Genomic DNA, 24,059 nt, shown 5'->3' with positions numbered 1-24,059 from the left:
TACGTTTCAAGCAGACCCACTTCCCACGCGAAGAGGAACCGGAGCCGGTCGCGGTCCGGTGACCCCCAACGTCGCCGAGTCGGGAGGGGTCAGCGCAGGATCGCGGCGATGCGGTCGCCGAGGTAGGGGGCCAGGGTGGCTGCGTACAGGGGGGAGATGTGGAAGCCGTCCTGGTAGACCTGCAGGTTCCCGACGACCGGTGAGCAGGTGTCGTCGCCACAGAAGTAGTCGGTGAGGTCGACGTGATGAGCGTTCCGGGCGATCCGGGTGGCGCCGGCGCTGCCGTCGGGAAGCACGACCTGGCGCCGGCCGCGCGCACACTCCGACCTCGCCGCCAGCCCGTGGTCATCGATGCACGGCTGGACCTCTCGTGCGAATCGGGTGGTGTTGCCCTCGAAGATCGGGCTGTCCTGGATCGCGATGACAGGCACCGACGGGTCGGGCCGGCTGTCCCAGGCCTCCGCGAGCCCGCGACTGATCGCCTCGGCGGGCCTCTCCTCGCCCACCGTCTCGACCGCGACCTGGCTGGAGTGGATGACGACGTACGCATCGATCCCCTTCGCATCGGAGACGTACGCGGCCAGCTTCCGCTTCCACTCCCCGCACAGCTCCACGCTCGACCGAGGTGGTCCGACTCGATCTCGGGCGTTCCAGTGACAACCGGCTCGCCCGGCGACGTCGATGCGCCAGCCGCGACGCTCGGCGATCTCGCGGTAGGCGGGTACGAGCTGGTTGTTGTGGGAGTCGCCGATCGCCAGGAGGCGGCGCGAATAGCCATGAGACGGCCCGAGCGTGCACACCTTGAACCGGACCGGCCGCTCCTTGTTCGACCAGCAGGCCGACCCGTCGGGCGCCTGGTAGCCGAGGCTGGCGTCGACCAGCCCGTCGGGTGCCTCGCAGCCCGCGGTGGTCGGGTCCATGGCGGCGGCTCCGATGCACCCGGCGTACCTCTCCGCGGTGCGTACGGCCGCCGCCTTGGCCACGGCGTCGCGGTGCTCGACCTCGGCTGCGCCGGTGAAGGTCGCGCCCGCGGCGACGGCGAGCACGACAGCGACGGTCGCCACCCGCGGGATCCCGCCGAAGGACGGGGTCAGACGCCCGACGGGCCCTTCGACGAACCGATGTGTGAGCCACGCGAGCGTGGTCGACGCGGAGAGCACGACCACCGCGGACAGGACGTCGATCCGGGTCGTATGCGTCCAGCTCAGCCAGGCGATGAGCAGCGGCCAGTGCCACAGGTAGAGCGGGAAGGATAGGTCCGCGACGAACCGCAGCGGCCTCATCGCGAGGGGGCGCTGCGGCCCCCAGCGAGCGTCCGACCCCGACCCGAGCACGACCAGAAGAGCGCCGCCGACCGGCCACAGTGCCCACGGTCCGGGGAAGAGCGCCGCGCCGTCCAGCCAGAACCCGGAGCTGACCACGAGGAGCAACCCGACCCAGGCGAGCACCGGCCGGACCGGCAGCGGAGGCCGGAACCGGTCGAGGCCGAGCGCGAGCAGCGCTCCCGCGCCGAGCTCCCAGAAGCGCGTCAAGGTGTGGAAGTACGCCACCTGCTGATCGCTCGCGCCGAGCCTCCAGGCGAAGACGAACGAGGCCACGGACGCCACCGCCACGACGAGCGCGAGCACCAGACTCAGCCGCCGCCGCGCCACCCGCCAGATGCCGAGCACGACCAGCGGCCACACCAGCAGGAACTGTCCCTGCACCGCGAGCGACCAGAAGTGCTGCAGCGGGCTCGCGCCCGGCCCGGCCGCCCCGTAGGTGAGCTGTGACCGGATCATCTCCCAGTTGAGGACGTACGCGGCCGAAGCAGCGATCTCCCGCAACGTCGAGCCCCACACCGACCGCGGCATGACCGCCACCATCAGCACCGCCGTCCCGGCCAGCACGACCAGCGTGGGGGCCGAGAGTCGCAGGAACGTACGTCCGTAGTGGTCGGCCAGACGCAGCTCGGACGAGGCCACCCGGCGGACCAGCGACCGGGTCACCAGGAACCCGGTCAGCGCGAGGAAGACGTCGACGCCGCCGGAGACGCGGCCGTTGCCGAAGAGGTGGAAGACGACGACGAGCGCCAGCGCCAGCCCGCGCAGCCCGTGGATCTCAGCGATCCGCTGCGGTCGAGGCGGCTCCGGCATCGGGTCAGGCTAGGTGCGGCCGGTGACCCAGGGGAGTCCCCCAGATGAAGAGCCGGGTGTGGCCCACATCCCGCCGACCCGGCGCAACTGTCCCGCAATATCAACCCGAGTCGGCGCAAATGTCTCACCCCAGAGCGTCGAGCCGGCCCGTCTGTCCCAAGTTATCCACAGGTGCTGTGGATAACTTGGGACATTAGCGCCGACTCGACGCGGGATCTTGGGACATTAGCGCCGACTCGACGTCGGATCTTGGGACAGTTGCGCCGACTCGGCGTCAGGAGCCTAGGAGTTGCTCTAGGTGGGGGTTGGTGAAGGTGCGGGAGGGATCGAGCTTGTCGCGCAGGGTGACGAAGTCGCCGAAGCGGGGATAGCGATCGGCTAGGTCGGCAGCGCCGAGGGTGTGCATCTTGCCCCAGTGCGGGCGGCCGCCGGCCTCGCCGGCGATGCGCTCGAAGGCCGCGAAGTACTCCTCGCGCCACGGGGAGGAGGGCGCGGTGTGGATGGCGATGTAGACGTTCTCGCGCTCGAACCCGGTGGACAGCGGGATGTCGTCGCCGCCCGCGACCCGGACCTCGACCGGGAAGGAGATGTTCCACGAGGAAGCCTCGACCGCACGCTGCAGCGAGGCGAGGACCTCCATGCCGGCGGCACGCGGCACGGCGTACTCGCTCTCCACGAACCGCACCTTCCGCCGCGACGTGAAGACGCGGTAGGAGATGTCGGTGAACTCGCGCGGCGAGAGGGCGGAGGCGGCGAAGCGGGCCAGCGGCTTCACCAGACCAGGGACCCGAAGACCGAGCCCGACGGTCGCGCCGAAGGCCTGGTTGGAGAGGAGCTCGTCGTCGAACCACCCGCGCACCCGGCCCACCGGCGCCAGCGGCGTCTCCGGCAGCGACAGCCGGGTGTTGTGCTTGGTCAGGACCCGGGTCGTGTGCGGGAACCAGTAGAACTCGAAGTGGTCCGTCCCGGACGCGTGTTCCTCGAACGACGCCATCACCTCGGCGAGCTCCCCTCCGCCCTCACGTGCGCGCAGCGCGAAGAGAGGCTCGGTCTGGAGCGTGACCTCGACGACGATCCCGAGCGCGCCCAGCCCGACGCGGGCGAGGTCGAAGATCTCGGGGTTCTCCGAGGCCGAGCCCGAGACCACGGAGCCGTCGGCGAGCATCAGCCGCAAGCCGCGTACCTGCGTCGCCAGACCACCGAAACACGCTCCCGTTCCGTGGGTGCCCGTCGAGATCGCCCCCGAGATCGACTGCTCCTCGATGTCACCGAGGTTGGTCATCGACAGCCCGAGCGCCTCCAGCGCCCGGTTGAGGACCTTGAGGCGAGTGCCGCCGCGCACCGTCACCAGGCCGGTCGTCGAGTCGGCCCGGACGATCCCGGAGATCCGGTCGAGACTGACCTGTACGTCGACGGGTGACCCGATCGCGGTGAACGAGTGCCCCGCGCCGATCGGCTTCACCCGCCGCCCGGCCTGGGTCGCGGCCACGACGACAGCGGCGAGCTCCGCCTCGTCGCGAGGCACGACGACCTCGATCTGGTCCGTCTGCTGGTTCCCCGCCCAGTTCCGCCACTCGCTCACGCCACCACCTCCGTAGCGCAAGCGCGAGAGTACGGACGCGGTGGCGTGTTGACTGTCTGGTTCACTCGCTGTCGCTCGCTCACGCGGCAAGAGTGTCGGGTCGGCGGCGTCCGGTCAACGGCTGTGCCTCCGGATCTGGGACCCGGATCCGGACCGCGCGGCGGAACAGTTCGTCACCTACCGTTGACGCGGGCGTCGCGGGGGGCATAGACACTTGGCTCGTGGTTACGACATCCCACCATCTCTGCGCCCAGCAGCACGAACGACTCGACCGAGCGACCGCCGGTCTCGACGGACCGGTGGGGGCGGTGGACCTGGCGGCGTTCGACGCCAACGCCGACGACCTCGTACGCCGCGCCGCCGGGACGCCGATCAGGGTCGCCAGCAAGTCCGTACGCTGCCGGGCGCTGCTCGACCGGGTGCTCGCCCGCGAGGGATACGAGGGGATCCTGGCGTTCACGTTGTCCGAGGCGCTGTGGCTGGCCGAGTCGCACTACGACATCGTGATCGGCTACCCGACCGCCGAGCGGGCCGCGCTCGCGACGCTCGCCAAGGACGAGGAGAAGCTCGCCCGGGTCACCCTGATGATCGACAGCGCCGAGGGGTTGTCGCTGGTCAAGGCGGCGATCGGCACTCCGGCCGCCCCCGTCCGGGTGGCCATCGACCTCGACGCGGCGCTGGTCATCGCGCGGCGCATCTGGCTCGGTCCGCGCCGCTCCCCGGTCCGGACACCGGATGAGGCCGTCGCGCTGGCCCGTCTGGTGGCCGAGGACCCGGACTTCGAGCTGGTCGGGCTGATGGCGTACGAGGGGCAGGTCGCCGGCCTCGTGGACCGTCCGCTCGGCGGGAACCCGCCGGCCCCCATGATCCGCCGGATGAAGAAGGCATCGGTCGCCGAGATCACCGAGCGTCGCGGGAAGGTCGTCGCGGCCGTACGCTCCCTGGTCGACCTCGAGTTCGTCAACGGCGGTGGCACCGGCTCGATCGAGACCACCCGAGCGGACTCGTCGGTGACCGAGATCGCGGCCGGGTCCGGGCTCTACGGCCCGACCCTCTTCGACCGCTACGACGGTTTCACGCCGCACCCGGCGACCTACTTCGGCCTGAACGTCGTCCGACGTCCCGCGCCAGGGATCGTCACCGTCGCCGGTGGCGGCTGGATCGCCTCGGGGCCGGTCGGCCCCGACCGGATGCCGAGCCCGACCTACCCCTTCGGGCTGGAGTACGTCGGCACCGAAGGTGCCGGGGAGGTCCAGACCCCGCTGCGCGGCCACGCCGCCGACGAGCTCGCGATCGGCGACAAGGTCTGGTTCCGGCACGCGAAGGCGGGCGAGGTCTGCGAGCGGCTCGACGTGCTCCAGCTGATCGAGGGCGACTCGATCATCACCGCGGCGCCGACCTACCGGGGCGAGGGGCTGACGTTTCTCTGACCGGCGGTCGACCGGGGCCGTACGTGGCTCGAAGGATCACTCGCCGGCGGGAAGCTGCACCCTGAACTGGTAGAACGCACCGTGGTCGGTGGCTCGCCGCGCAGACGGACCGGAGTAGACCCGGTAGCGATCGGGCCGCAGCGACGGGCTGAGGAAGGCCTGGTCGATCGGTGCCCGGCGGGCGGTCTTGCACGCCTGGTGGCTCGCGAGCGGGCTCGCCAGGCCGACCTCGGGCGAGGTCAGGTCACAGAGGATGTCGTTGCGCTGGTTGAAGTCGCCCGCGACGACCATCGGCACCTCGGACCGCGCGACGACGCTCTTGACGATCTGAGCGTCCACCTGGCGCCACTTCCTCTGGTTGGGGATCGAGGGGAGGGTCGCCGGGAAGTGCACCGGGAGGACGCCGACCCGCCGGCCGGTGGAGCGCTCCTCCAGCACCACGACCGGGGCGGTGACCCGGGCACCGTCGCGGTAGTACATCGTGACCGGATCCTTGCTGACCAGCCGGAACACCGAGCGTCGGAAGAAGACCGCGTCATCGGTGGCGTCGGGCGTGGAGACGAGGGCGTACTCCCTTCCGAAGCGCTCGAAGGCCTCTCGCTGCGGAGCCTCCACCTCGGCGAGCACGCCGAAGTCGATGAGCGTACGCCGCATGTGGCCGACCACGATCCGCATCCGCGACACGCTGTCTAGCCGGTCGGCGGCAGCGCCTCCGGGCGCCGTGTGGTGGTCGGCCCAGGCGTTGAGCCAGGCGAAGCGCTGGAAGCCCGGCTGGACCGGCGCGGCCTGGGCGACCTTGACGGTCGGGCCGGCGGTCGCGGTGGTCGGGACGAGGAAGCTCAGGGCGACGCCGACGACGCCGCACAGTGCGACAGCGGGCACCGCGGCCCGGAACAGCTTGGCCGGGGCCGAGCCGGAGGCGAACAGCCGAGCCACGGCCGAGCCCGAGAAGAGTGCGTTGGGGGACACGCCTACCGACGGTATGGGCGTGCCGTGTGCGCTGAGCCAAACGCTTCCGAATACTCGGAAACCTCGGGTGAACTCCGACTTCTCCTAGAGATCCATGAAGCCCAGCGCGGCAGCGGTATCGGCGGTGCCGTAGTGGAGGAAGTCGTCGACGGTCGTCTCGGTGACGCCCTTCTGCGCGGTCACGAAGCCGACGACGACGGCCTTGGAGGCGTCCTTGGTCACCCACTTGCCGATCACGTCGTCCTCGACGAGGCCGCCGGTGGGCAGGTCGAAGTCGGTCTCCTCGGCCGACTTCGCGGCTGCCGTCGCAGCCGCCTCGCTGTCGAAGACGTAGATGATCCGGAGCATCCGCAGCTTGCCGCCCTCGGCGTCGTGGATCCCCATCGCGGCGTAGCGACAGCCCTTCTTGTCCAGGGCCGCCGACGCGACCGGCCCGCACTCGGGGTAGTCCTTGGCCGCTGCGTACGTCGCATTCATGCTCACGTCGCCGAGCTTGAACCTCCAGTCGCCCTCGAAGAGGTCAGCCGCCAGGCCACCCGCGGCCGGAGCGGGGGCCGACGAGCTCGGTGTGCTCGGCGTGGCCGACACCGTCAACGGACCTGGTCGGGCGGTGGGATCCTCCTCGCCGCGGAGCAGGACGATGGCGGTGGTGATGATGACGCCGATGACCAGCACGCCCGCGATCGCACCGAGCCCTATGACGATCGGCCACGGGTTGTGTGGACGAGGCTCGTGCGAGTGAGGCGGAGCCCCTCCGGGCGCGAACGAATTTTCGTTCGGCGCCCCGGGCTGGTGGTTCGGTGCCGGCGGCATCGCCCCGTACCCAGCCGGCTGGCCGCTCCCGTCCGGTGGCGGTGTCGGTGTCGTCATCGGCCCCCCTGCCCGAGTAAAGATCGTGACTCACAGGTTGCCACACCGACCAGCACCGACCCGCTGGTCAGAGCCAGGGCCCGAGCTCGGGTGCGTCGGCCAGGTTGTGCGGCCGCCCGGCGAGCCAGGCGGCGACGTCGGGAAGAGATCCCGAGACATCTCGCAGGTCGTCGTCGGAGAGCCCCCGCTTGGCGCGGATCTCGTCGGCCAGCGCGAGCAGGAAGCCTTCGGGCAGGTCCGTGAAGGTGATCCCGGCTCCGAGGTCGACGGCATGGATGAACACCTCGCGGGCGCGCATCCACGGGATGTCGGCGGCCTGCCGGGTGAGGCCCTGTGCGGTGATCACCTCGTGCCGCCACTGCTCGGCGGTGAGCCGCCCCATGGCCGCCTCGAGCGCCTCGGCGCCCCGGACGTACCACGTCAGGAGCTCGTCCACCGGCAGCGTCGCCGCCCTCTCGATGTCGGCGTTGCGCTGCTCGGGGGAGGCGTACATCCGCTTCTCGATCCCGGTCTCGGCCCAAGAGATCAGGTTGCCGAGGGCATCGGCGTTGGCGGCTACGTGACCGACCAGATGCTTGCGGGACCATCCTGGCAGCCGGGAGTCGGCCTCGAAGTCCGCGACCCCGAGCTCGTCGATGGCGCTGGTCAACAATGTGGTTCCCTCGGTGACCCAGCGGCGGCTGTCGTCGAACGTACGCGTCGGGGTGTTTGTGGTCATGGGCACAGGGTCCCGCGTCAAGAGGCACAGAACAAGAAGTTCTTCTTTGCCGAACAGCGCGACTGCCTCGCCCAATCTGCTGCGGAGCCGAGCGATAGGTGCTTGGTTTTGGGGTGATCAGGAAGAGGTGGGATGGACAAGCCGCTCAAGACCCGGCCCCCGTATGCGATCACCAGCGTCGACCACGCATTACAGCTGGCAGCGATCCTTCAGCTCGAAGGAAGGCTCACGGTCTCGGAGGCAGCGGCTCGGCTCGATGTAGCCCGCTCCACGGCCCATCGGCTGCTCGCCATGCTCGTCTACCGCGACTTCGCCGTCCAGGACGACGACAAGGTCTACCGCGCCGGACCGGTGCTGGAGCTGGCCGCGCACTCGCGCTCGACCGCCTCCCGGCTCCGCCAGGTCGCGCTGCCGCACCTGCAGCGGCTCGTCGACCTGCTCGGTGAGTCCGCCAACGTCGCCGTACGTGCCGGCGACACCTGCCGGTTCATCGCCTCCGTCGAGTCGCCGCAGTCGCTGAAGGTCGGCACCCGCGAGGGCATGGTCTTCCCCGCCCACCGCACCACCGCGGGCCTCCTCCTGCTGTCCCAGATCTCCGAGGACGAGCTCGCCTCGATCTACAGCAAGGAGAGGTACGTAGACCACCTGGCCGACCGCCCGGACATCGACGCGCTGCGTACCGAGCTCGAACGGGTGCGCCGCAACGGCTTCGCCTTCAACGACGGCCGCACTGAGCGCGGCGTGGTTGCCGTCGGGGTGCCCGTTCGCGGCGCCGGGGGCGACGTCGTCGCCGGGATGTCGATCTCGATGCCCAGCGTCCGCTATGACAAGGAGGCGCTGCCGGCGATCGTCGCGACCCTGAAGTCAGGCGCCGCCGCGCTGGAGCGCGAGCTGGCCGAGTAGCCGGCGGTTTCCCGCCGGCTGCCGTCCCTCACATCCTGAAGAGGATCTCCGCGCCGAGGTCGGTGTTGCCGTAGGAGGTGTACTCCTTGCCGGTGGCCACGGTGACCGCGTCGTTGGCCGTGACCATGGTGTAGACGACGTACTTTCCGTAGTCCTTGACCTTGAACCAGCCCTGCGTGTAGCCGGGCAGCGAGGCCTCCTCGGGCGGGATCACGTGCTTCGGCTCGATCTTCGCTGCGGCCTGCCCGGCCTTCTCGACGGTGCCGAAGTCGTAGATGAAGTGGGTCATCCGCAGGTTGGCGCTCTGGGCCTTGTAGGAGGCCCGGACGGCATAGTCGCAGCCGAGATCGCGGATCGCGGGCTTGAGGGTCGCCTTGCAGCCGGAGTAGTCCTTGCCGCTGAGGTAGCGGGCCTTCAGCGTCACGTCGCCGTAGGTGAACTCCCAGGGACGGGGGACATCGGCCATCGAGACGCGCTGGGGACCGATGGTCGATCGTGAGGGCGGGACGCTGGATCCGGGGCTGGCCGGGTTGCTGGTGTCGGGCCAGCCGGGTTTGCCGCTGGACTCGCTGCTGAGGTCGGAGCTCCCTCCGCCGGGGCTGGCGGAGTCGGTGGGCGGGGCCTGGCTCGTCGACGACGAGTCGCTCGCGGTCGGCACGCCGGCGGTCTTCGCCGCTTCGTCCTTGGCGAGGTTGTCCTTGAAGAGGGCGAAGACGATCACGCCGCACACGGCCACGAGCCCGAGCGAGATGGCGATGGTGAGGACCTGGCGCAGTCCGCCCAGGCGTCCCATCCGCTCCTTGCGGGCGTTGAACGCCGGTCGCTTGTCGCCGAGATCCTCGGACAGCCCGATCAGCCGCTCGTTGTAGTCGAACGGCGCAGGCTGCTTCTGCGGCTCCTCGTCAGGCGCGCCCGAACCGGGGGAGCCTGGGGGCGGCGGATACGGCATGGGGTTTGTCTACCACCTATCAGCGGTCGCCACGCCGAAGGTTTGGAAGACGAACGATTTCCGCCCGAATCCCCCGCTCGAGCAGCGAGTATCAGCACTTCTCCGCGTCCATCCGGATCTGGAGGGACGCCCGTACCTAGAGTACGCGGCTCGCGAGCCGGTCCGCGACAAGTTGTCCGAGCTCGTCGGGATCAGTTCGAGGCGCGAAACTCCCTGAAACGCGTGTTGCTGCAATGCATGAACCCGAAGAACCTGTCTGTGCATTGCAGATTCTTGGGGTGACCAAGGTGGTGCGCTGCGGAGGAAAGAACACGAAACTCAGTTACCCGGTCCTGGTAAGCCGCGAAACCCGCCGCTCCGGTGCCGGATCCCGCAACCAGCGGGCCTTTCCCCCAGGAGGAGACGTAATGAGGTTCAACCGCACCACCTTCCGTCCCCGCACCATCGCTGCTGCCGCGGCTGGTGTCGGTCTGGCAGCATCCGCTGCCATCGCCCTTCCCGCTGCTGCCGCCGACGCGGAGATGAGCTCCACCCAGCTCGCCTCGGTGAGGTCGGCAGTCGCCGAGACCGATGTGGTGGGCATCGCCTACTACACCGACCCGGCCACCAAGAAGGTCGTGGTCACCGCTGACGAGACAGTCTCCAAGGCCGAGCTGGCCAAGGTCAAGGAGGCCGCCTCCGACTCCAGCAGCTTCGGCACCGAGGCGCTGACCATCAAGCACGCCAAGGGCGAGTTCCAGCTGCTCGCCGGCGCCGGCGACGCGATCTACGGTGGTGGCTCCCGCTGCTCGCTCGGCTTCAACGTCACCGACGGCAGCTCCGACTACTTCCTGACCGCCGGGCACTGCGGCAACATCGCCAGCGAGTGGTACGCCGACTCCGGCTCGACCCAGCTGCTGGGTTCGACGCAGGACTCCAGCTTCCCGGGCAACGACTACGCGATCGTCGCCTACAACGGCTCCGGCGGCGAGGGCGGCTTCACCGCCGGCGACGCCTCGGTCGGCCAGTCCGTCACCCGTGACGGCTCGACCACCGGTGTCCACACCGGCACCGTCGAGGCGCTGAACGCGTCGGTCAACTACGCCGAGGGCAGGGTCGACGGCATGATCCAGACCGACGTCTGCGCCGAGCCCGGTGACTCCGGCGGCGCGCTCTACTCCGGCTCCACGGCGCTGGGTCTGACCTCGGGCGGCAGCGGCGACTGCACCTCCGGTGGCACCACCTTCTTCCAGCCGGTGACCGAGGCGCTGAGCGCCTACGGGGTCGACACCTACTGAGCAAGAACAGGTACGCCGCGGGGCGAGGTGGTCTGGACCACCTTGCCCCGCGGCGTACGTAATTTCGTCCGGTTGCGAAGTTTTCCGTCCTATGACTGGCCGTTGGGGTGTCGGCAACGCCATACTCCACAGTGGTCGTGTTCGGGCACTCCGCTGTGGTCGTGCACTTTTGGCGCGCGCTACCCCGGGCGTGCGCCTGGTTCGTCCCAGGAGGCACGCATGAGGTTCACCAGATCCCGCAACCGTCTGCTCGCGGCAGCGGCAGGCCTCGGCCTGGCGGCTACCGCCGCGGCCATGCCGGCAGCCGCCGCGCCCGCCGGCGCCGCGCCGGCGGACAAGGGGTCGGCGGACAAGAGATTCAGTGCGAGAGCCCTGGCCGCCGTGCACTCCGCCGTCGACACCGCAGTCAACCGATCGGCCGTGTCCGGCATCGCCTGGTACACCGACGGGGCCACCGGCAAGGTGGTCGTCACCGCCGACTCGACCGTCTCCGCGACCGCGTTGCGCTCGGTCACCAAGGCCGCCGGCGTCAACACCGACGCGATCACCGTCAAACGAGCCGAGGGCGAGTTCAAGCCGCTCCTCGGCGCCGGCGACGCCATCTACGGCTCGGGCTTCCGCTGCTCGCTGGGCTTCAACGTACGCAGCGGCGGCACCTACTACTTCCTCACCGCCGGGCACTGCGGTGACGACGTGTCGACCTGGTACACCAACTCCCGCCAGAGCTCGCGGATCGGCCCGACGATCAAGTCGAGCTTCCCGGGCAACGACTACGCGCTGGTGCGCTACGACAACACCTCGCTGACCCACTCGGGTGGCTACTCCGTGGGTGACGCCCATGTCGGCCAGCGGGTCACCCGTGACGGCTCGAGCAGCGGGACCCACTCCGGCAAGGTGCAGGCGCTCAACGTCTCGGTCCGCTACGACGGCTCGGGCACCGTGCGCGGCATGATCCAGACCAACGTCTGCGCCGAGTCGGGCGACTCCGGTGGCCCGCTCTACGCCGGTTCGACCGCCCTCGGGATCACCTCGGGCGGCTCCGGCAACTGCTCCTCGGGTGGCACGACCTTCTTCCAGCCGGTCCGCGAGGCGGTCAACGCCTACGGCGTGAACGTCTACTGAGCGCGTAGAGCCGATCGGCCGGCGAACGGTGGGCACGGGTCTTGGACTCGCCATCGAATACCGGAGCGAGGTCGGCCGGATCCCGATACCTTCGTCAACCATGACGACCGAGGTGACGACGTACCGCTATGTCCGTTTCGCCCTGTGCTGCCTGCTCGCGGGCCTGGCGATCTCGGTGGCAGCCGAGACGATCGCGAGCGGGCGATGGCAGACGTCGATCTCGTCCTACTACTACACGGCGGCCGGTCCGGTCTTCACCGCGGCACTGTGCGCGATGGGCGTGTGTCTGGTGGTGCTTCGGGGATACACGGACGCGGAGGACACAGCGCTCAACCTCGCCGGGCTCTCGGCGCCGATGGTCGGTTTCGTGCCGACGCCGGAGATGGGTCAGGAGATCGACAAGGCGGCCATCGTCAACAACGCCTGGAGCTATCTGGCGGTGATGGCGATCGGCTGGGTGGTCGTGCTGATCTTCGGGATGCGCAAGCGTGGGGTCGGTGGGTCCTGGCCTTCGCGCTGGGCGGTGATCGGCCTGGTGGCGATCGCCGGGGCCTGGGCGGTCGGCGTGGCCTGGCTGCTGATCGACCAGGACAGCTTCGCGGCGAAGGCGCACGGGCTCGCGGCACTGTTCACCTTCGTGCCGTTCGCGCTGGCGGTCGTGCTCAACACCGACTGGGGTGTCCGCATGATCGCACGCGAGGCCGACAAGGCGCGTACGCGGCTGGACAAGACCTATTGGGCGCTGGTCGCGGCGATGGCGGTGCTGCTGGTTGCCGGCCTCGTGCTGGGTCTGTCCGGCTGGGACTACTGGCTGCTGGCGACAGAGGTCTCGCTGCTGGGCTGCTTCACGATCTTCTGGGTCGTCCAGAGCTTCGACCTGATGGATCCGGAGCGGGACAGCCTCACCACGCGTCCGGGGGACCCCGTCACCGGAAGTCGATGAGCAGGTCGTCGTCGCCGCCGTCGGGGTCGGTGATGACCCGGGGGAGGCGTACGGCGGTGTCGGTGCGCTTGGCCAACGGCACCCCGGGCTGCGGCTCCTCGTCCAGCTCGACGACCTCGTACGCGCCGGTGGTCGAGCTTGTCGAGATGGCCACCTGAGCGTGAGGGAGCACCTGGGCGTGCCAGCCGCGGCAGTTGTAGGGCAGCTGCATGCCGTCCATGCCGCGGCCGTAGTCGTCGTAGAAGGCGAGCACCTCGCGCCGCTTCCGGTCCTGGGCGTCCGGCTCGAGGGTGGCGATGTTGGAGCGGGAGAGGACCAGGTCCTGGATCGAGTGCCGGTCGACGACCTGCCAGTGCCGGAAGGTCTGGGCCTCCACGGCCGAGAAGATCCCCGAGTCGTCGAGGATCGCCGTCGGGTCGAAGTCGCTCTCCTGCTTGCCGATCAGCTTGCCGAGCTTGCGGACCCAGGGGATGCGCTCGTCCCGCTCGTTCTGGATCAGGGCCAGTCGTCCGTCGGCGCGCAGCACCCGCCCGATCTCGGCCAGCGCCTTGGCGTGGTCGAACCAGTGGAACGCCTGGCCGACGATGACCACGTCGTAGAGGCCGTCACCGGTCGGGATCTGCTCGGCGGTGCCGCTGGTGGCGCGTACGTCCGGGAGCTTCTCGGAGAGGATGTCGAGCATCGCGTCGTCGGGGTCGGTCGCGAAGACGTCGTGGCCGAGTCCGACGAGCACCTCGGTGAGCTTGCCGGTGCCGGCGCCGAGCTCGAGGACCGAGCACGGCTCGTCACCGATCAGCCACTTCACCGCATCGGTCGGGTAGGACGGGCGGCCGCGGTCATAGCTGTCCGCCACGCTTCCGAAGGAGCGTGCCGGGTCGGGGCTGGCTGGGTCCGTCATCGTGGCCAGGGTAACCCGCCCTTAGGCTGGGGGAGTGAAGGACGATCCCCTTGCCCGGTTGGTGTCGCTCGAAGGCGTGGCCTCGGGCTTCGCCGCAGCCCGTGACGGCATCGACGTGATGCTGCGTGACCGGGGACTGCGGCGTACGTCTCCGGAGACCACCGCCGAGTCGCTGCTGCGCGGTGCGCACGCGTCCGCGGTGCTGGAGGGCTCCGGGTCGACGCTGGCTGCGGTGCGTACGTCCGGTGGCGACCCGATCGCGCAGGATGCGGTGAGGCTCTCGACCGAGCTGCTGTCCCTGGCGCCGGTGATGAAGCACGCGCCGTTGCAGGCGTTCGCGCGGATGCACGCGCTGGCGGCGGGCGCCTCCTTGGAGGCCGAGGAGCTCGGCCGGCCGCGATCTTCTGATGCGTCCGCGCGGCTTCGGCGTCTGGCCGACCTGCTGCTCGCGCCGACGTCCGCGCCGGCGCTGGTCGTGGCTGCCTTCGTGCACGCCGACCTGGCCTCGGCAGCGCCGTTCGCGTCCCACAACGGGCTGGTCGCGCGGGCCGCGGAGCGGCTGGTGCTGGTCGCGCGGGGCGTGGACGAGAAGTCGCTGGTCGTGCCGGAGGCCGGTCATCTGGCGCTGCGGGCCGCCTACGAGTCGAACCTGCGCGGCTTCCGCGAGGGCGGCCAGGCGGGGGCGCACTCGTGGCTGCTCTATGCGGCCGAGGCGTACGCAGCCGGGGCCGAGGCGTCGCCGTTGCGGCTGGACGCTGCCGAGAAGAAGTGAAGGTGGCACCCGGTGGGTTGTGAGCACCGGATGCCACCGCGGACACGAGTGTGTCTGGTTACCAAGCGTGCAAGGTCTGGTCACTGCGTCGGGATTTCTCCCCGGCTACAGCACCCCATCAGATGGGTGGATCGCCGCGTGGGTGCCTGGCACTCGTGTACGTCTTGTTACACCTCTGTTTCTACGCTGATTAGCACGCAGATTCAAGGCTGGAAATTCTGCAGGATGAGGAGGATCATGCCGCCCCTGCGGAATCGGTGCGGTCGGCCGGTCAGGCACCGAGGCGGCGGCGCTTCGTGCCCGCCCAGATGACCCCGCCGGCGATCGCGACGGCACCGCCGACGGCCAACGCCGCCAGGGTCGGCGTGGACGGGGTGAGCATCCGGCTGCGCAGCGCCACGGGCTTGTTGAAGACGAGGACGTCCCAGCCGCGCTCCTTGGCGACCTTGCGCAGGTCCTTGTCGGGATTGACCGCGAACGCGTGCCCGACCTCGTCCAGCATCGGCACGTCGGTGACGGAGTCGGAGTAGGCGTACGACTGGTCGAGGTCGTAGCCGAAACGTTCGGCCAGCTCGTGGACCGCGCGGGCCTTCTCCTCCCGGTAGGCATAGAGCGCGATCTCGCCGGTGTAGCGGCCGTCCTCGATCTCCATCTGGGTGGCGACGACGTGGTCGGCGCCGAGCATCGCGCCGATCGGTTCGACCAGCTCTGTGCCGGAGGCCGAGACGATGATGACGTCGTGGCCCTGGGCGTGGTGCTGCTCGATGAGCTGGACGGCCTCCTCGTAGACGAGCGGGTCGACCACGTTGTGGAGGGTGTCTGCGACGATCTCCTTGACGGTCGCCACGTCCCATCCGGTGACCATCTCGGAGAGCGACTTGCGCATCTTCTCCATCTGGTCGTGGTCGGCTCCGCCGACGACGAAGACGAACTGGGAGTAGGCCGAGCGGATCATGGCCGCGCGGGTGATCAGGCCGCCGGCCTGGAAGTGCTTGGAGAACGCAAGCGTGCTCGACCTCGCGATGATCGTCTTGTCGAGGTCGAAGAACGCAGCGACGCGTGTCATGCGGACATCGTAGACGCCCGCTGGGCGGGCCGATCACCATCCACAGGCCGGGTTCGGGACGGGGTTATCCACAGGCGCCGAAATTGCGGAGGGAAATGTCGGCGTGGAGGCGGATGCTGCTGGCATGACCTCGGAAACTCTCGTCATCACCTCAGATTCCCTGCTCGCCGCGGAGGCCGCGCGCCTGGCCGCTGCCTCCGGCGTCACCGTCGAGGAGTGCCCCGATGCCGTGGGCGCCCTGCGGCGCTGGCAGCGATCGCCGCTCGTCCTCGTCGGCACCGACCTGCTGGCCGAGCTGGCCTCGCTGCGCCCGCCACGAAGAGACGGGGTGTACGTCGTGGGCTGGGGCTCGACAGGCGAGCCGATGCTCCGGGCCGCGCTCGAGGTGGGCGCCGAGACGTTGCTGGAGCTGCCGTCCGCGGAAGCCGTGGTCGCCGGGCTGCTGGCCGACGTGAGCGACGGGGAAGGTGGTGACGGCCTGGTCATCGGGGTGCTTGGCGGATCTGGCGGCGCCGGCGCGACGACGTACGCAGCGGCGTTGGCCAGCCTGGGGTCCGAGCGTGGGCCGGCCTTGCTGGTCGATGCCGACCGGCTCGGGCCCGGGGCCGCGCGGGTGCTCGGTCTCGATGAGCTTCCCGGGGTGACCTGGGGTGATCTCGGGCAGACCGCCGGACGGCTGGGAGGACGAGCGCTGCGCGAGGCGGTGCCGCACGTCGGGTCGCTCGGTCTGTTGGGCTGGCCGGGAAGCGACGCGTCTCCTCCGGGACCGGAGATCGTGCGCGAGGTGCTCGCCGCGGCCCGCCGCGGTCATGACCTGGTCGTGGTCGATCTGCCACGCGAGTCCGCCCTGGGCACCGAGGCGCTCCTGACCGGATGCGATGTCGTGCTCGTCGTGGTCCGGGCGAACGTCACCGGAACGGCCTCGGCCGCGAAGCTGATCTCCCGACTCCCCGAGCGGGATCGGCTCAGAGTTGTCGTCCGGGGTCGCGCGGCCGAACCCGAGGCTGTCGGGCGAGCCCTCGGGCTCCCGGTGGTCGCCTCGATGCCGGATCAGCGCGGCCTGTCGGAGGCCATCGATCTGGGTCTGGGACCGGTCCGTTCCAAACGGGCGCCGCTGGCGCGTGCGGCGGCAGAGGTGCTGACGCGATGCCGGGTCCGCGCCGGGGCGATGGCGGCATGACGATCGCCGTGGATGTCGCGCCGCAGGTCGTCGACCTCGTCCGCGACCACCTGGCGCGTACGCCGGGAGAGCTCACCCCGCACCGGGTGCAGGAGGCGTTGCGGGCGGAGGGCCGGATCGTCGGCGACGCGACGGTGCTGGCGGTCTTCGAGATGCTGCGCCGCGACGTGGTCGGGGCCGGACCGTTGGAGCCGTTGTTGCGGTTGGCCGGGGTGACCGACGTGCTCGTCAACGGGCCCGACCAGGTCTTCATCGACCGCGGCTCCGGGCTGGAGCCCGCTCCGGTCACCTTCCCCGACGACGGGGCCGTGCGGCGCCTGGCCCAGCGGCTGGCGGCGGGAGCCGGTCGCCGACTGGACGACGCCTCCCCGTATGTCGATCTGAGGTTGGGCGACGGCAGCCGCTTCCACGCGGTGCTCGCGCCGCTGGCGCGGCCGGGCACGGTGATCTCGTTGCGGGTGCCCTCGGCGCGAGCGTTCACGCTCGACGAGCTGGCGTCCTCGGGGATGGTCGTTCCCGCGGTGGCGGATCTGCTGTGCCGGCTGGTGCTGGCGCGTTCCGCCTTCCTGGTCTCAGGTGGCACCGGGTCGGGGAAGACGACCCTGCTGGCGTCCTTGTTGTCTCTGGTGCCGCCCGAGGAGCGGCTGGTGCTGGTGGAGGACGCCTCCGAGCTGCGTCCGGACCATCCGCACGTTGTCGGCCTCGAGGCACGCCCGGCCAACATCGAGGCCGCCGGAGCCGTCGCGCTCCACACGCTGGTGCGACAAGCCCTCCGGATGCGTCCGGACCGGCTGGTCGTGGGGGAGGTGCGTGGTGCCGAGGTCGTCGACCTGCTGGCCGCGTTGAACACCGGCCACGAGGGCGGCTGCGGCACGTTGCACGCCAACTCCGCGGCCGACGTCCCGGCGCGGGTGGAGGCGCTGGCGCTGGCCGCCGGTCTCGGCCGGGAGGCGGCCCACAGCCAGTTCGCCTCGGGGGTGGACGTCGTCGTGCACCTGCGCCGGCGTGCGGGCCGACGGGTGCTGACCGAGATCGCGCTGCCCAGGCGAGACGGCGACGGGCTGGTGCGGATGGAGACGGCCTGCTCGGTGGCTTCCGACGGAGGCGTCGTCGCCGGTCCCGCCTCGGAGCGGCTCGAGGCACTGCTCGGAGCCGACCGATGAGTGGACTGGCTCTCGCGCTCGTCGCCTGCCTGGCAGGTGCGGCGGCCGCGCTGATGCTCCGCCCTCGCGCCACGGTCGCCGAGCGGGAGCGCGCCTGGCAGCTGCCGCGGTGGTCGCTCCTGCTGGTCGCCCTCATCCCCATCGTCTTCCCGGGCAAGACGGTCGTCGCGGCCGTCTTGCTCGGGATCGCCACCTTCGGTGGCTTCGCCCTGTGGCGGCGCCGCTGCGAGCGGATCGAGGCGGGACGAACGGCCAACCGCGTCGTCGAGGCCTGTGAGCAGATGGCCGCCGAGCTCGCTGCCGGGCACCCGCCCGGACCGGCGCTGACGCAGCTCGCCGAGGAGTGGCCGGTGGTGGAGCCGGTCGCGGAGGCGCAGCGGATGGGCTCCGACGTCCCGGCGGCCTGGCGCGAGGTCGCCCAGGTTCCGGGTGCGGCTTCGCTCCGGGTCGTCGCGGCTGCCTGGCAGATCGCGCACCAGACCGGCAGCGGACTCGCGGATGCACTCGACCGGGTGGCACTCGATCTGCGTGCGGCAGCCACCACCCAGCGAGTGGTCGACGGCGAGCTCGGATCGGCGCGCTCGACGGCCCGCCTGATCGCGGGGCTTCCGGTGGCCGCGCTCGCAATGGGCAGCGGAGTCGGCGGCGACCCGGTGGCGTTCCTGCTCGGCTCACCGGTGGGCCTCGCCTGCCTCGGTCTCGGGCTGCTCCTCGGGTGGTTGGGTCTGTGGTGGATCGAGGGCATCGCGCGTGGGGTGGAGGCGCGATGAGCGAGCGTCAGCGAGTGGTCTGTGGGTCTTTCATCGGGGTGCGTCCGTATTCTGGCGCTTGCGCCACGGAGGTGGCCCAGTGAGCGAGCGTCAGCGAGTGGTCTGTGGGTCTTTCATCGGGATGCGTCGGTATTCTGGCGCTTGCGCTACGGAGGCGGCCCGATGAGTATCTGGCTCGCCGCGGTCGCACTCGGGCTGGCGGCGGCGTTGCTGCCGGCGCCGACAACACAGCTTCCCGGCCCGATCGCTCGGATCGAGGAGCCAGGCGACCCCGGGGGTTGGATGATGCGCTGGCGGCCGCTGCTGGCGCTCCTTGCCGCCGGCGCGGTCTACTCCTTCGTCGGAGGCACCGCGGGCGCCGTCCTCGCGGCGCCGGCGGCTGTCGTCTGCTGGCTGGTGATCGGTCGGGTAGAGCCTGCCGAGGTCCGCCGCGAGCGTGAGGCGGCCAAGGCCGAGCTCCCCGCTCTCGTACGCCTCCTCTCCGCCGCGCTCTCCTCGGGCGCGGCCCCGGCCGAGGCCCTGGTGGCGGTGGCGGCCGCGCTTCCCGGACCAGCCGCCGCGCGACTGCTTCCCGCTGCGTCCCGGCTCCGCCTCGGAGCCGACCCCGAGAAGACCTGGCGCACTCTGGTCGACGACCCAGCACTGGCCCCGCTGGGCCGGGCGCTGGCCCGAGCTCAGGCGACCGGTGCCCCGGTCGCCACCACCGTCGAGCGCCTCGCGGACGACCTGACCAGAAACGCTCGTGCCGAGGTCGAGGACCGGGCTCGTGCGGTAGGCGTCAAGGCCGCCGTACCGCTCGGCATCTGCCTCCTCCCCGCCTTCCTGCTCCTGGGCGTGGTCCCCGTCGTCGGCGGCCTCCTCTCCAACCTCGGTATCTGAGCGCCGAGCCGCCACCCGAGAGGTCACCTCTGCAGGCCGAGAAGTCAACCGCGCCGGCCGAGACGTCAGTTGTGCAGGCCGAGTTGGCACTCGAGTGCCAACTCGACCTGCAGAAGTGACCTCTCGGCGTTTTCGGTTTCCCTGGCCAGCGGGCCGGTTGCCGTCCACAAGGAGGGTTCGGGAAGGGGTTATCCACAGGCCGCGCATTGGCGGTCGCGGATGTCGATGGGGAGCGTCATTGTCGTCTTGAACGGCCGTACGGACGGCCAACGAGCAGAGGGGATCAACCCATGACCGAGGCACATCTTCAGAAGAACGAGAAGGGGATCACGACGGCTGAGTACGCAGTCGGCACGGCGGCGGGCGCTGGCCTTGCGGGGCTGCTCTACAAGCTGCTGACCGGTGGTTTCGGCAACGACCTGCTCAACCGGCTGTTCCAGCACGTGCTCAGCCTGCTGGGGATCTGAGACATGTCCGCGAGCGTGCCGGGGACACGCTCCGTCCGGGAGCGGGGTGAGCGCGGTGCCGCCACGGCGGAGCTGGTGATGGTCATCCCGCTCCTGGTGGCCGTGACCATCGGGCTGGTGTGGTTGCTGTCGGTCGGGGCCGCGCAGATCCAGGTGGTCGACGCGGCCCGGGAGACCGCTCGAGCAGTCGCACGAGGCGACGACAGTGGCTCTGCCGTCGCCCGCGGACGTCGGGTCGGTCCTGCCGGTACGCAGCTGAGTGTCAGTGCCGGCGCCGAGGAGGTCGTGGCCTCGGCGCGTGCCCGCGTCAGGGGCCCCGGCGGCATCTTCAGCTGGATGCCGGGTGTGACCGTTCGCGGTGAGGCAGTCGCCGTGACCGAGGCGACCCAGGTGGAGCGGTGAGTCCGGTCCCGAGCGGCGCCGACGAACGCGGGTCTGCGACTCCGCTCGCAGTCGGTGTGATCGGCCTGCTGCTCTTCCTCGGCGCGGCGCTGGGGGTGGTGGGCGCGGTCTTCGTGGCCCACCGCACAGCTCAGTCCGCTGCTGATCTCGCGGCGCTGGCAGGAGCCAACGCACTCCAGGTCTCCAAGGATGCGTGCGCAGCGGCGGCATCGACCGCCGAACGCAACGATGCGACGTTGACGTCCTGCGAGATCGCCGACGAGGACGTCACCGTCACCGTGCGGGTCGAGGGGCCGCGCTGGCTCGGGCAGCCCGGCGATCCGGTGGCCATGGCGAGGGCGGGCCCGACAGTCCCGACGGGCACGACCGGCGCAGGACACTAGTTCTCGTCCGTGGCCTTGGGCTCGGCGTCGTGCACCGTCTGGACGATCTTTCTCATCTCACGCCTCTCCTTCATGCTCTTCGCCTGGCGCTTGCCGCCCCACTTGGTGAGGGAGAGGCCGAACAGGAGGAGTACGCCGGCGACGAGGCCGATCACAAAGATCGTGGTCGCGCCGACCGGAAGGCCGAGCACGGTCGCGATCGGGTCCTCGAGGTCACCGTTGCCGGTGGTGAAGAGACCGAGAACGATGAGGACCGCGGCGACGACGATCAGCACAATACCCAAGATCAGCATCTACACAGGGTAGGCCCATTCGTCGAGAAGCAGACGCAACAACACGATCGCGCCGTGCTTGTCGAGCGGGTTGTTCTGGTTGCCGCACTTGGGGGACTGCACGCAGGAGGGGCAGCCGTCGTCGCACTCGCACGTCTCGATGGTCTCCAAGGTGGCGCCCAGCCACTCCCGGGCGGCCCGGAAGCCGCGCTCGGAGAACCCGGCACCACCGGGATGGCCGTCGTAGACGAAGACGGTCAACATGCCGGTGTCCGCATGGACCGCGGTGCTGACGCCGCCGATGTCCCAACGGTCACAGGTCGCGATCAGCGGCAGGAGTCCGATCGAGCAGTGCTCGGCGGCGTGAGCGGCCCCCGGGATATCCGCCTTCTCCAACCCGGCCGCCTCGAGAGCCGAGCCGGGCACGGTCCACCACACCGCGGAGGTGCGCAGCGTACGTTCCGGCAGGTCCAGGAGCTCCTCGCCCAGCACCTCGCCGCTGGGTTGGCGCCGGCGCAGGAAGGAGACGACCTGATGAGTGACGTCGACATCGCCGTACGCCAGGCGGCACTCGCCCCAGGCGACGTGCTCGCGCTCGGCGACGATCGAGATCTCCGTGATCTCACGGGCAGACGTGGAGTAGCCGGGGTCGTCACGGGTGATGACCGCGACATGCTCGTCCAGGTCGAGCTCGTGCACGAGATAGGTCTCGCCGCGATGGACGTAGACGGCGCCCGGGTGAGCGCTCGCGTGGGAGCTCGCCGCGTCGACGGTGCCGACGACCCGGCCGGTCTCGGACTCCACCAGCTGCACCTGGGATCCACCCGACGAGCGGATGTCGGCGAGATCCGCGGCCCGCCGACGATCGGTCCAGTACCACCCACGAGCCCGCTGGCGCAGCAGCCCCGAAGCCACCAGGTTGTCCAGGATCTCGCGGGCACCCGGCCCGAAGAGCGGCAGGTCCGGCTCGGTCAGCGGGAGCTCCTGCGCGGCGGCGCACAGGTGAGGCCCGACGACGTACGGATTCGCCGGATCGAAGACGGTGGCCTCGACCGGCTGCCCGAGAAGGGCGTCCGGATGGGTGACGAGATAGGTGTCCAGCGGGTCGTCGCGAGCGACCAGGATGCCCAGCGCGTCGCCCGCACCCCGTCCCGCCCGGCCGATCTGCTGCCAGAAGGCCGAGCGTCGGCCCGGATAGCCGGCGAGCACGACCGCGTCCAGCCCGCTGATGTCGATGCCGAGCTCGAGCGCGTTCGTCGCCGCCAACCCCAACAGCTCGCCCGAGCGCAGCGACGCCTCGATGGCCCGGCGCTCCTCGGGCAGGTAGCCACCGCGGTAGGACGCCACCCGTCCGGGCAGCGACGGGTCGACCTCGGCGAGCTCGGCGGCCGCGGTCAGGGCGACCTGCTCGGCCCCGACCCGGGAGCGTACGAACGCCAGCGTGCGTACGTCGGAGGAGACCAGGTCGGCGAGCAGATCGGCGGTCTCGGCCGAGGCGGCTCGGCGCACGGGAGCGCCGTTCTCGCCGGCGTATGTCGTCAGCGGTGGCTGCCACAGCGCTATCGAGAGCTCGCCGCGTGGAGAGCAGTCGGTGGTCACCGGGAGCACCGGAAGCCCGGTGAGCCGCTCGCCGGCGATCGACGGTTCGGCGACGGTCGCCGAGGCGAGGATGAAGGTCGGCGAGGAGCCGTAGAGGGCGCAGATGCGGCGCAGGCGCCGCAGCACGTGCGAGACGTGCGCCCCGAAGACGCCGCGGTAGTGATGGCACTCGTCGATCACGACGTAGCGCAGCGACCGGAAGTACGCCGCCCACCGCTGATGCCCGGGAAGCAGCGACCGGTGCAGCATGTCGGGATTGGTGAGGATGTATTCGCCGAAGTCACGGGCCCAGTCCCGCTGTTCGTGGGTGCTGTCGCCGTCATGGGTCACCGCGCGCACGTCGACGCCGAGCTCCCGCAGGCCGCTCAGCTGATCCTGGGCGAGCGCCTTGGTCGGCGCGAGGTAGAGGACGCTCGCGCCGCGTTCGCCACGTCGACCCCGTCCGTCGCGGACGGCAGTCAGTGCGGGGAGCTGGTAGGCGAGCGACTTTCCCGACGCGGTGCCCGTCGAGACGATCACGTGGCTGCCGTCATGGGCAGCCTCGGCGGCCACCGCCTGATGCTGCCAAGGGCGCTCGATCCCACGAGCGGTGAAGGCGCGGACGACCTCGGTCGCGGCCCAGTCCGGCCAGTCGGCGAAGACGGCGTCTCGCGATGGGACCTGCTCGAGGTGAGCGAGCCGGTCCTCCCGGCCCGGGACGGCGGCGAGCCGGCGCACCAGATCACCGGTCGTTGTCGTCAACACGTGCATGATTCTCCCAGAATCCCGGTCGTCGCTACGCTGGTGACCTCTCAACCTGGCATCACGTTGCGAGTTTCTTGCGCGCAACCTGGTGAGGCGTGGTTACATTACGATCGACTCCGAGTATCGGACACAGAGGATGACCGATGCCGGAGTCAGTTGTCTGACGTTCCTTGGCAGGAGAACTTCGAAGTGGATCTGACGCTTGCGACTCGCGAGCTCGACTCGGCCACCGTTGTGGCCGTGGGCGGCGAGATCGACGTCTATACCGCTCCGAAGCTGAGGGACAAGATCACCGAGCTCGTCTCCCGCGGTCACTACGACATCGTCGTCGACCTCGAGGCGGTGGAGTTCCTCGACTCGACCGGACTCGGTGTCCTCGTCGGTGGGCTGAAGAAGGTGCGCGCCCACGACGGCATGCTCCGTCTCGTCTGCACCCAGGAACGGCTGCTCAAGATCTTCCGGATCACCGGTCTGGCCAAGGTCTTCGACATCCACGCCAGCGCCGAGGGCGCGGCCGCAGGCTGACTCGACCCCACAGACGAACTGAGCGAGCGAAGCGCGCACTA

At 70.2% G+C, this 24,059-nt stretch carries 24 protein-coding genes; 14 read left to right on the top strand and 10 right to left on the bottom strand.

All coding sequences use genetic code 11. The features are described from left to right. Window positions 1–89: 89 nt before the first annotated feature. Together ACRDPS_RS11785 and ACRDPS_RS11780 are read right to left on the bottom strand one after the other, a co-directional pair. Window positions 90–2,135, bottom strand: coding sequence for an acyltransferase family protein (locus ACRDPS_RS11785; RefSeq protein ID WP_431501826.1), 2,046 nt, complete (start codon window positions 2,133–2,135; stop codon window positions 90–92). 274 nt (window positions 2,136–2,409) lie between these two features. Beyond that, window positions 2,410–3,717, bottom strand: a complete 1,308-nt coding sequence (locus ACRDPS_RS11780) for a D-arabinono-1,4-lactone oxidase (protein WP_431501825.1) — start codon at window positions 3,715–3,717, stop codon at window positions 2,410–2,412. Window positions 3,718–3,938: 221 nt separating this feature from the next. Here ACRDPS_RS11780 and ACRDPS_RS11775 point away from each other — a divergent pair, with 221 nt between their 5' ends. Next, window positions 3,939–5,147: an amino acid deaminase/aldolase gene (locus tag ACRDPS_RS11775; RefSeq protein ID WP_431501824.1), complete on the top strand. Its 1,209-nt coding sequence runs from the start codon at window positions 3,939–3,941 to the stop codon at window positions 5,145–5,147. A gap of 36 nt (window positions 5,148–5,183) precedes the next feature. Here ACRDPS_RS11775 and ACRDPS_RS11770 read toward each other — a convergent pair whose 3' ends face one another. The 3 genes from ACRDPS_RS11770 to ACRDPS_RS11760 form a co-directional block, all read right to left on the bottom strand. Beyond that, complete coding sequence (locus ACRDPS_RS11770) at window positions 5,184–6,116, bottom strand: endonuclease/exonuclease/phosphatase family protein (protein WP_431501823.1); 933 nt, start codon at window positions 6,114–6,116, stop codon at window positions 5,184–5,186. Window positions 6,117–6,200: 84 nt separating this feature from the next. Next, entirely contained in the window at window positions 6,201–6,791 is a 591-nt protein-coding gene (locus ACRDPS_RS11765) for a hypothetical protein (protein WP_431501822.1), read from the bottom strand. 262 nt (window positions 6,792–7,053) lie between these two features. Beyond that, a complete protein-coding gene (locus ACRDPS_RS11760) occupies window positions 7,054–7,704 on the bottom strand; it encodes a maleylpyruvate isomerase family mycothiol-dependent enzyme (RefSeq protein ID WP_431501821.1) in 651 nt (216 codons plus the stop codon). A gap of 132 nt (window positions 7,705–7,836) precedes the next feature. Between ACRDPS_RS11760 and ACRDPS_RS11755 the strand changes: the two genes are divergently transcribed. Next, entirely contained in the window at window positions 7,837–8,607 is a 771-nt protein-coding gene (locus ACRDPS_RS11755) for an IclR family transcriptional regulator (RefSeq protein WP_431501820.1), read from the top strand. Between the two features lie 28 nt (window positions 8,608–8,635). Here ACRDPS_RS11755 and ACRDPS_RS11750 read toward each other — a convergent pair whose 3' ends face one another. Continuing rightward, window positions 8,636–9,556, bottom strand: coding sequence for a hypothetical protein (locus ACRDPS_RS11750; RefSeq protein WP_431501819.1), 921 nt, complete (start codon window positions 9,554–9,556; stop codon window positions 8,636–8,638). A gap of 407 nt (window positions 9,557–9,963) precedes the next feature. Here ACRDPS_RS11750 and ACRDPS_RS11745 point away from each other — a divergent pair, with 407 nt between their 5' ends. The 3 genes from ACRDPS_RS11745 (at window position 9,964) to ACRDPS_RS11735 (ending at window position 12,898) form a co-directional block, all read left to right on the top strand. Next, window positions 9,964–10,833: a S1 family peptidase gene (locus tag ACRDPS_RS11745; protein WP_431501818.1), complete on the top strand. Its 870-nt coding sequence runs from the start codon at window positions 9,964–9,966 to the stop codon at window positions 10,831–10,833. Window positions 10,834–11,052: 219 nt separating this feature from the next. Continuing rightward, the gene (locus tag ACRDPS_RS11740; protein ID WP_431501817.1) at window positions 11,053–11,955 is read left to right on the top strand and encodes a S1 family peptidase; all 903 of its coding nucleotides are present in this window, start codon (window positions 11,053–11,055) and stop codon (window positions 11,953–11,955) included. 100 nt (window positions 11,956–12,055) lie between these two features. Continuing rightward, on the top strand, window positions 12,056–12,898 hold the full coding sequence (locus ACRDPS_RS11735) for a hypothetical protein (RefSeq protein WP_431501816.1): 843 nt from the start codon (window positions 12,056–12,058) through the stop codon (window positions 12,896–12,898). On the opposite strand, the gene ACRDPS_RS11730 is transcribed toward ACRDPS_RS11735, so the two are convergent. Next, a complete protein-coding gene (locus ACRDPS_RS11730) occupies window positions 12,882–13,796 on the bottom strand; it encodes a class I SAM-dependent methyltransferase (RefSeq protein WP_431501815.1) in 915 nt (304 codons plus the stop codon). The genes ACRDPS_RS11735 and ACRDPS_RS11730 overlap by 17 nt on opposite strands. A 34-nt stretch (window positions 13,797–13,830) precedes the next feature. Between ACRDPS_RS11730 and ACRDPS_RS11725 the strand changes: the two genes are divergently transcribed. Beyond that, window positions 13,831–14,568: an oxidoreductase gene (locus ACRDPS_RS11725; protein WP_431501814.1), complete on the top strand. Its 738-nt coding sequence runs from the start codon at window positions 13,831–13,833 to the stop codon at window positions 14,566–14,568. Window positions 14,569–14,839: 271 nt separating this feature from the next. Here ACRDPS_RS11725 and ACRDPS_RS11720 read toward each other — a convergent pair whose 3' ends face one another. Further along, window positions 14,840–15,634: an HAD family hydrolase gene (locus tag ACRDPS_RS11720; RefSeq protein ID WP_431501813.1), complete on the bottom strand. Its 795-nt coding sequence runs from the start codon at window positions 15,632–15,634 to the stop codon at window positions 14,840–14,842. 124 nt (window positions 15,635–15,758) lie between these two features. On the opposite strand from ACRDPS_RS11720, the gene ssd reads away from it, so the two are divergent. The 7 genes from ssd to ACRDPS_RS11685 all read left to right on the top strand — a co-directional run bounded on the left by ssd (window position 15,759) and on the right by ACRDPS_RS11685 (window position 20,878). Further along, entirely contained in the window at window positions 15,759–16,814 is a 1,056-nt protein-coding gene (gene ssd, locus ACRDPS_RS11715) for a septum site-determining protein Ssd (RefSeq protein WP_431501812.1), read from the top strand. Next, window positions 16,811–17,977 carry a TadA family conjugal transfer-associated ATPase gene (locus tag ACRDPS_RS11710; RefSeq protein WP_431501811.1) on the top strand — a complete coding sequence of 389 codons (1,167 nt, stop codon included), beginning with the start codon at window positions 16,811–16,813 and terminating at the stop codon, window positions 17,975–17,977. Before ssd ends, ACRDPS_RS11710 begins: the two co-directional genes overlap by 4 nt. Continuing rightward, complete coding sequence (locus ACRDPS_RS11705) at window positions 17,974–18,747, top strand: type II secretion system F family protein (RefSeq protein WP_431501810.1); 774 nt, start codon at window positions 17,974–17,976, stop codon at window positions 18,745–18,747. Before ACRDPS_RS11710 ends, ACRDPS_RS11705 begins: the two co-directional genes overlap by 4 nt. 162 nt (window positions 18,748–18,909) lie before the next feature. Next, window positions 18,910–19,626 carry a type II secretion system F family protein gene (locus tag ACRDPS_RS11700; protein ID WP_431501809.1) on the top strand — a complete coding sequence of 239 codons (717 nt, stop codon included), beginning with the start codon at window positions 18,910–18,912 and terminating at the stop codon, window positions 19,624–19,626. Window positions 19,627–19,916: 290 nt separating this feature from the next. After that, window positions 19,917–20,093, top strand: coding sequence for a DUF4244 domain-containing protein (locus ACRDPS_RS11695; protein ID WP_431501808.1), 177 nt, complete (start codon window positions 19,917–19,919; stop codon window positions 20,091–20,093). Window positions 20,094–20,096: 3 nt separating this feature from the next. Next, window positions 20,097–20,495: a TadE family type IV pilus minor pilin gene (locus tag ACRDPS_RS11690; protein ID WP_431501807.1), complete on the top strand. Its 399-nt coding sequence runs from the start codon at window positions 20,097–20,099 to the stop codon at window positions 20,493–20,495. Continuing rightward, complete coding sequence (locus ACRDPS_RS11685; protein ID WP_431501806.1) at window positions 20,492–20,878, top strand: Rv3654c family TadE-like protein; 387 nt, start codon at window positions 20,492–20,494, stop codon at window positions 20,876–20,878. The genes ACRDPS_RS11690 and ACRDPS_RS11685 overlap by 4 nt, the downstream gene beginning before the upstream one ends. On the opposite strand, the gene ACRDPS_RS11680 is transcribed toward ACRDPS_RS11685, so the two are convergent. Next, entirely contained in the window at window positions 20,875–21,171 is a 297-nt protein-coding gene (locus ACRDPS_RS11680) for a hypothetical protein (protein WP_431501805.1), read from the bottom strand. The two genes, ACRDPS_RS11685 and ACRDPS_RS11680, sit on opposite strands and share 4 nt — an antisense overlap. Next, window positions 21,172–23,499 carry a DEAD/DEAH box helicase gene (locus tag ACRDPS_RS11675; RefSeq protein ID WP_431501804.1) on the bottom strand — a complete coding sequence of 776 codons (2,328 nt, stop codon included), beginning with the start codon at window positions 23,497–23,499 and terminating at the stop codon, window positions 21,172–21,174. It abuts the gene before it with no gap. 183 nt (window positions 23,500–23,682) lie between these two features. Between ACRDPS_RS11675 and ACRDPS_RS11670 the strand changes: the two genes are divergently transcribed. After that, a complete protein-coding gene (locus ACRDPS_RS11670; protein WP_431501803.1) occupies window positions 23,683–24,018 on the top strand; it encodes an anti-sigma factor antagonist in 336 nt (111 codons plus the stop codon). Window positions 24,019–24,059: the final 41 nt, after the last annotated feature.

Origin of the sequence: Nocardioides sp., from assembly GCF_050699375.1 — a bacterium.
Classification (GTDB): Bacteria; Actinomycetota; Actinomycetes; order Propionibacteriales; family Nocardioidaceae; genus Nocardioides.
This window is presented reverse-complemented; position numbering and strand designations above follow the sequence as displayed.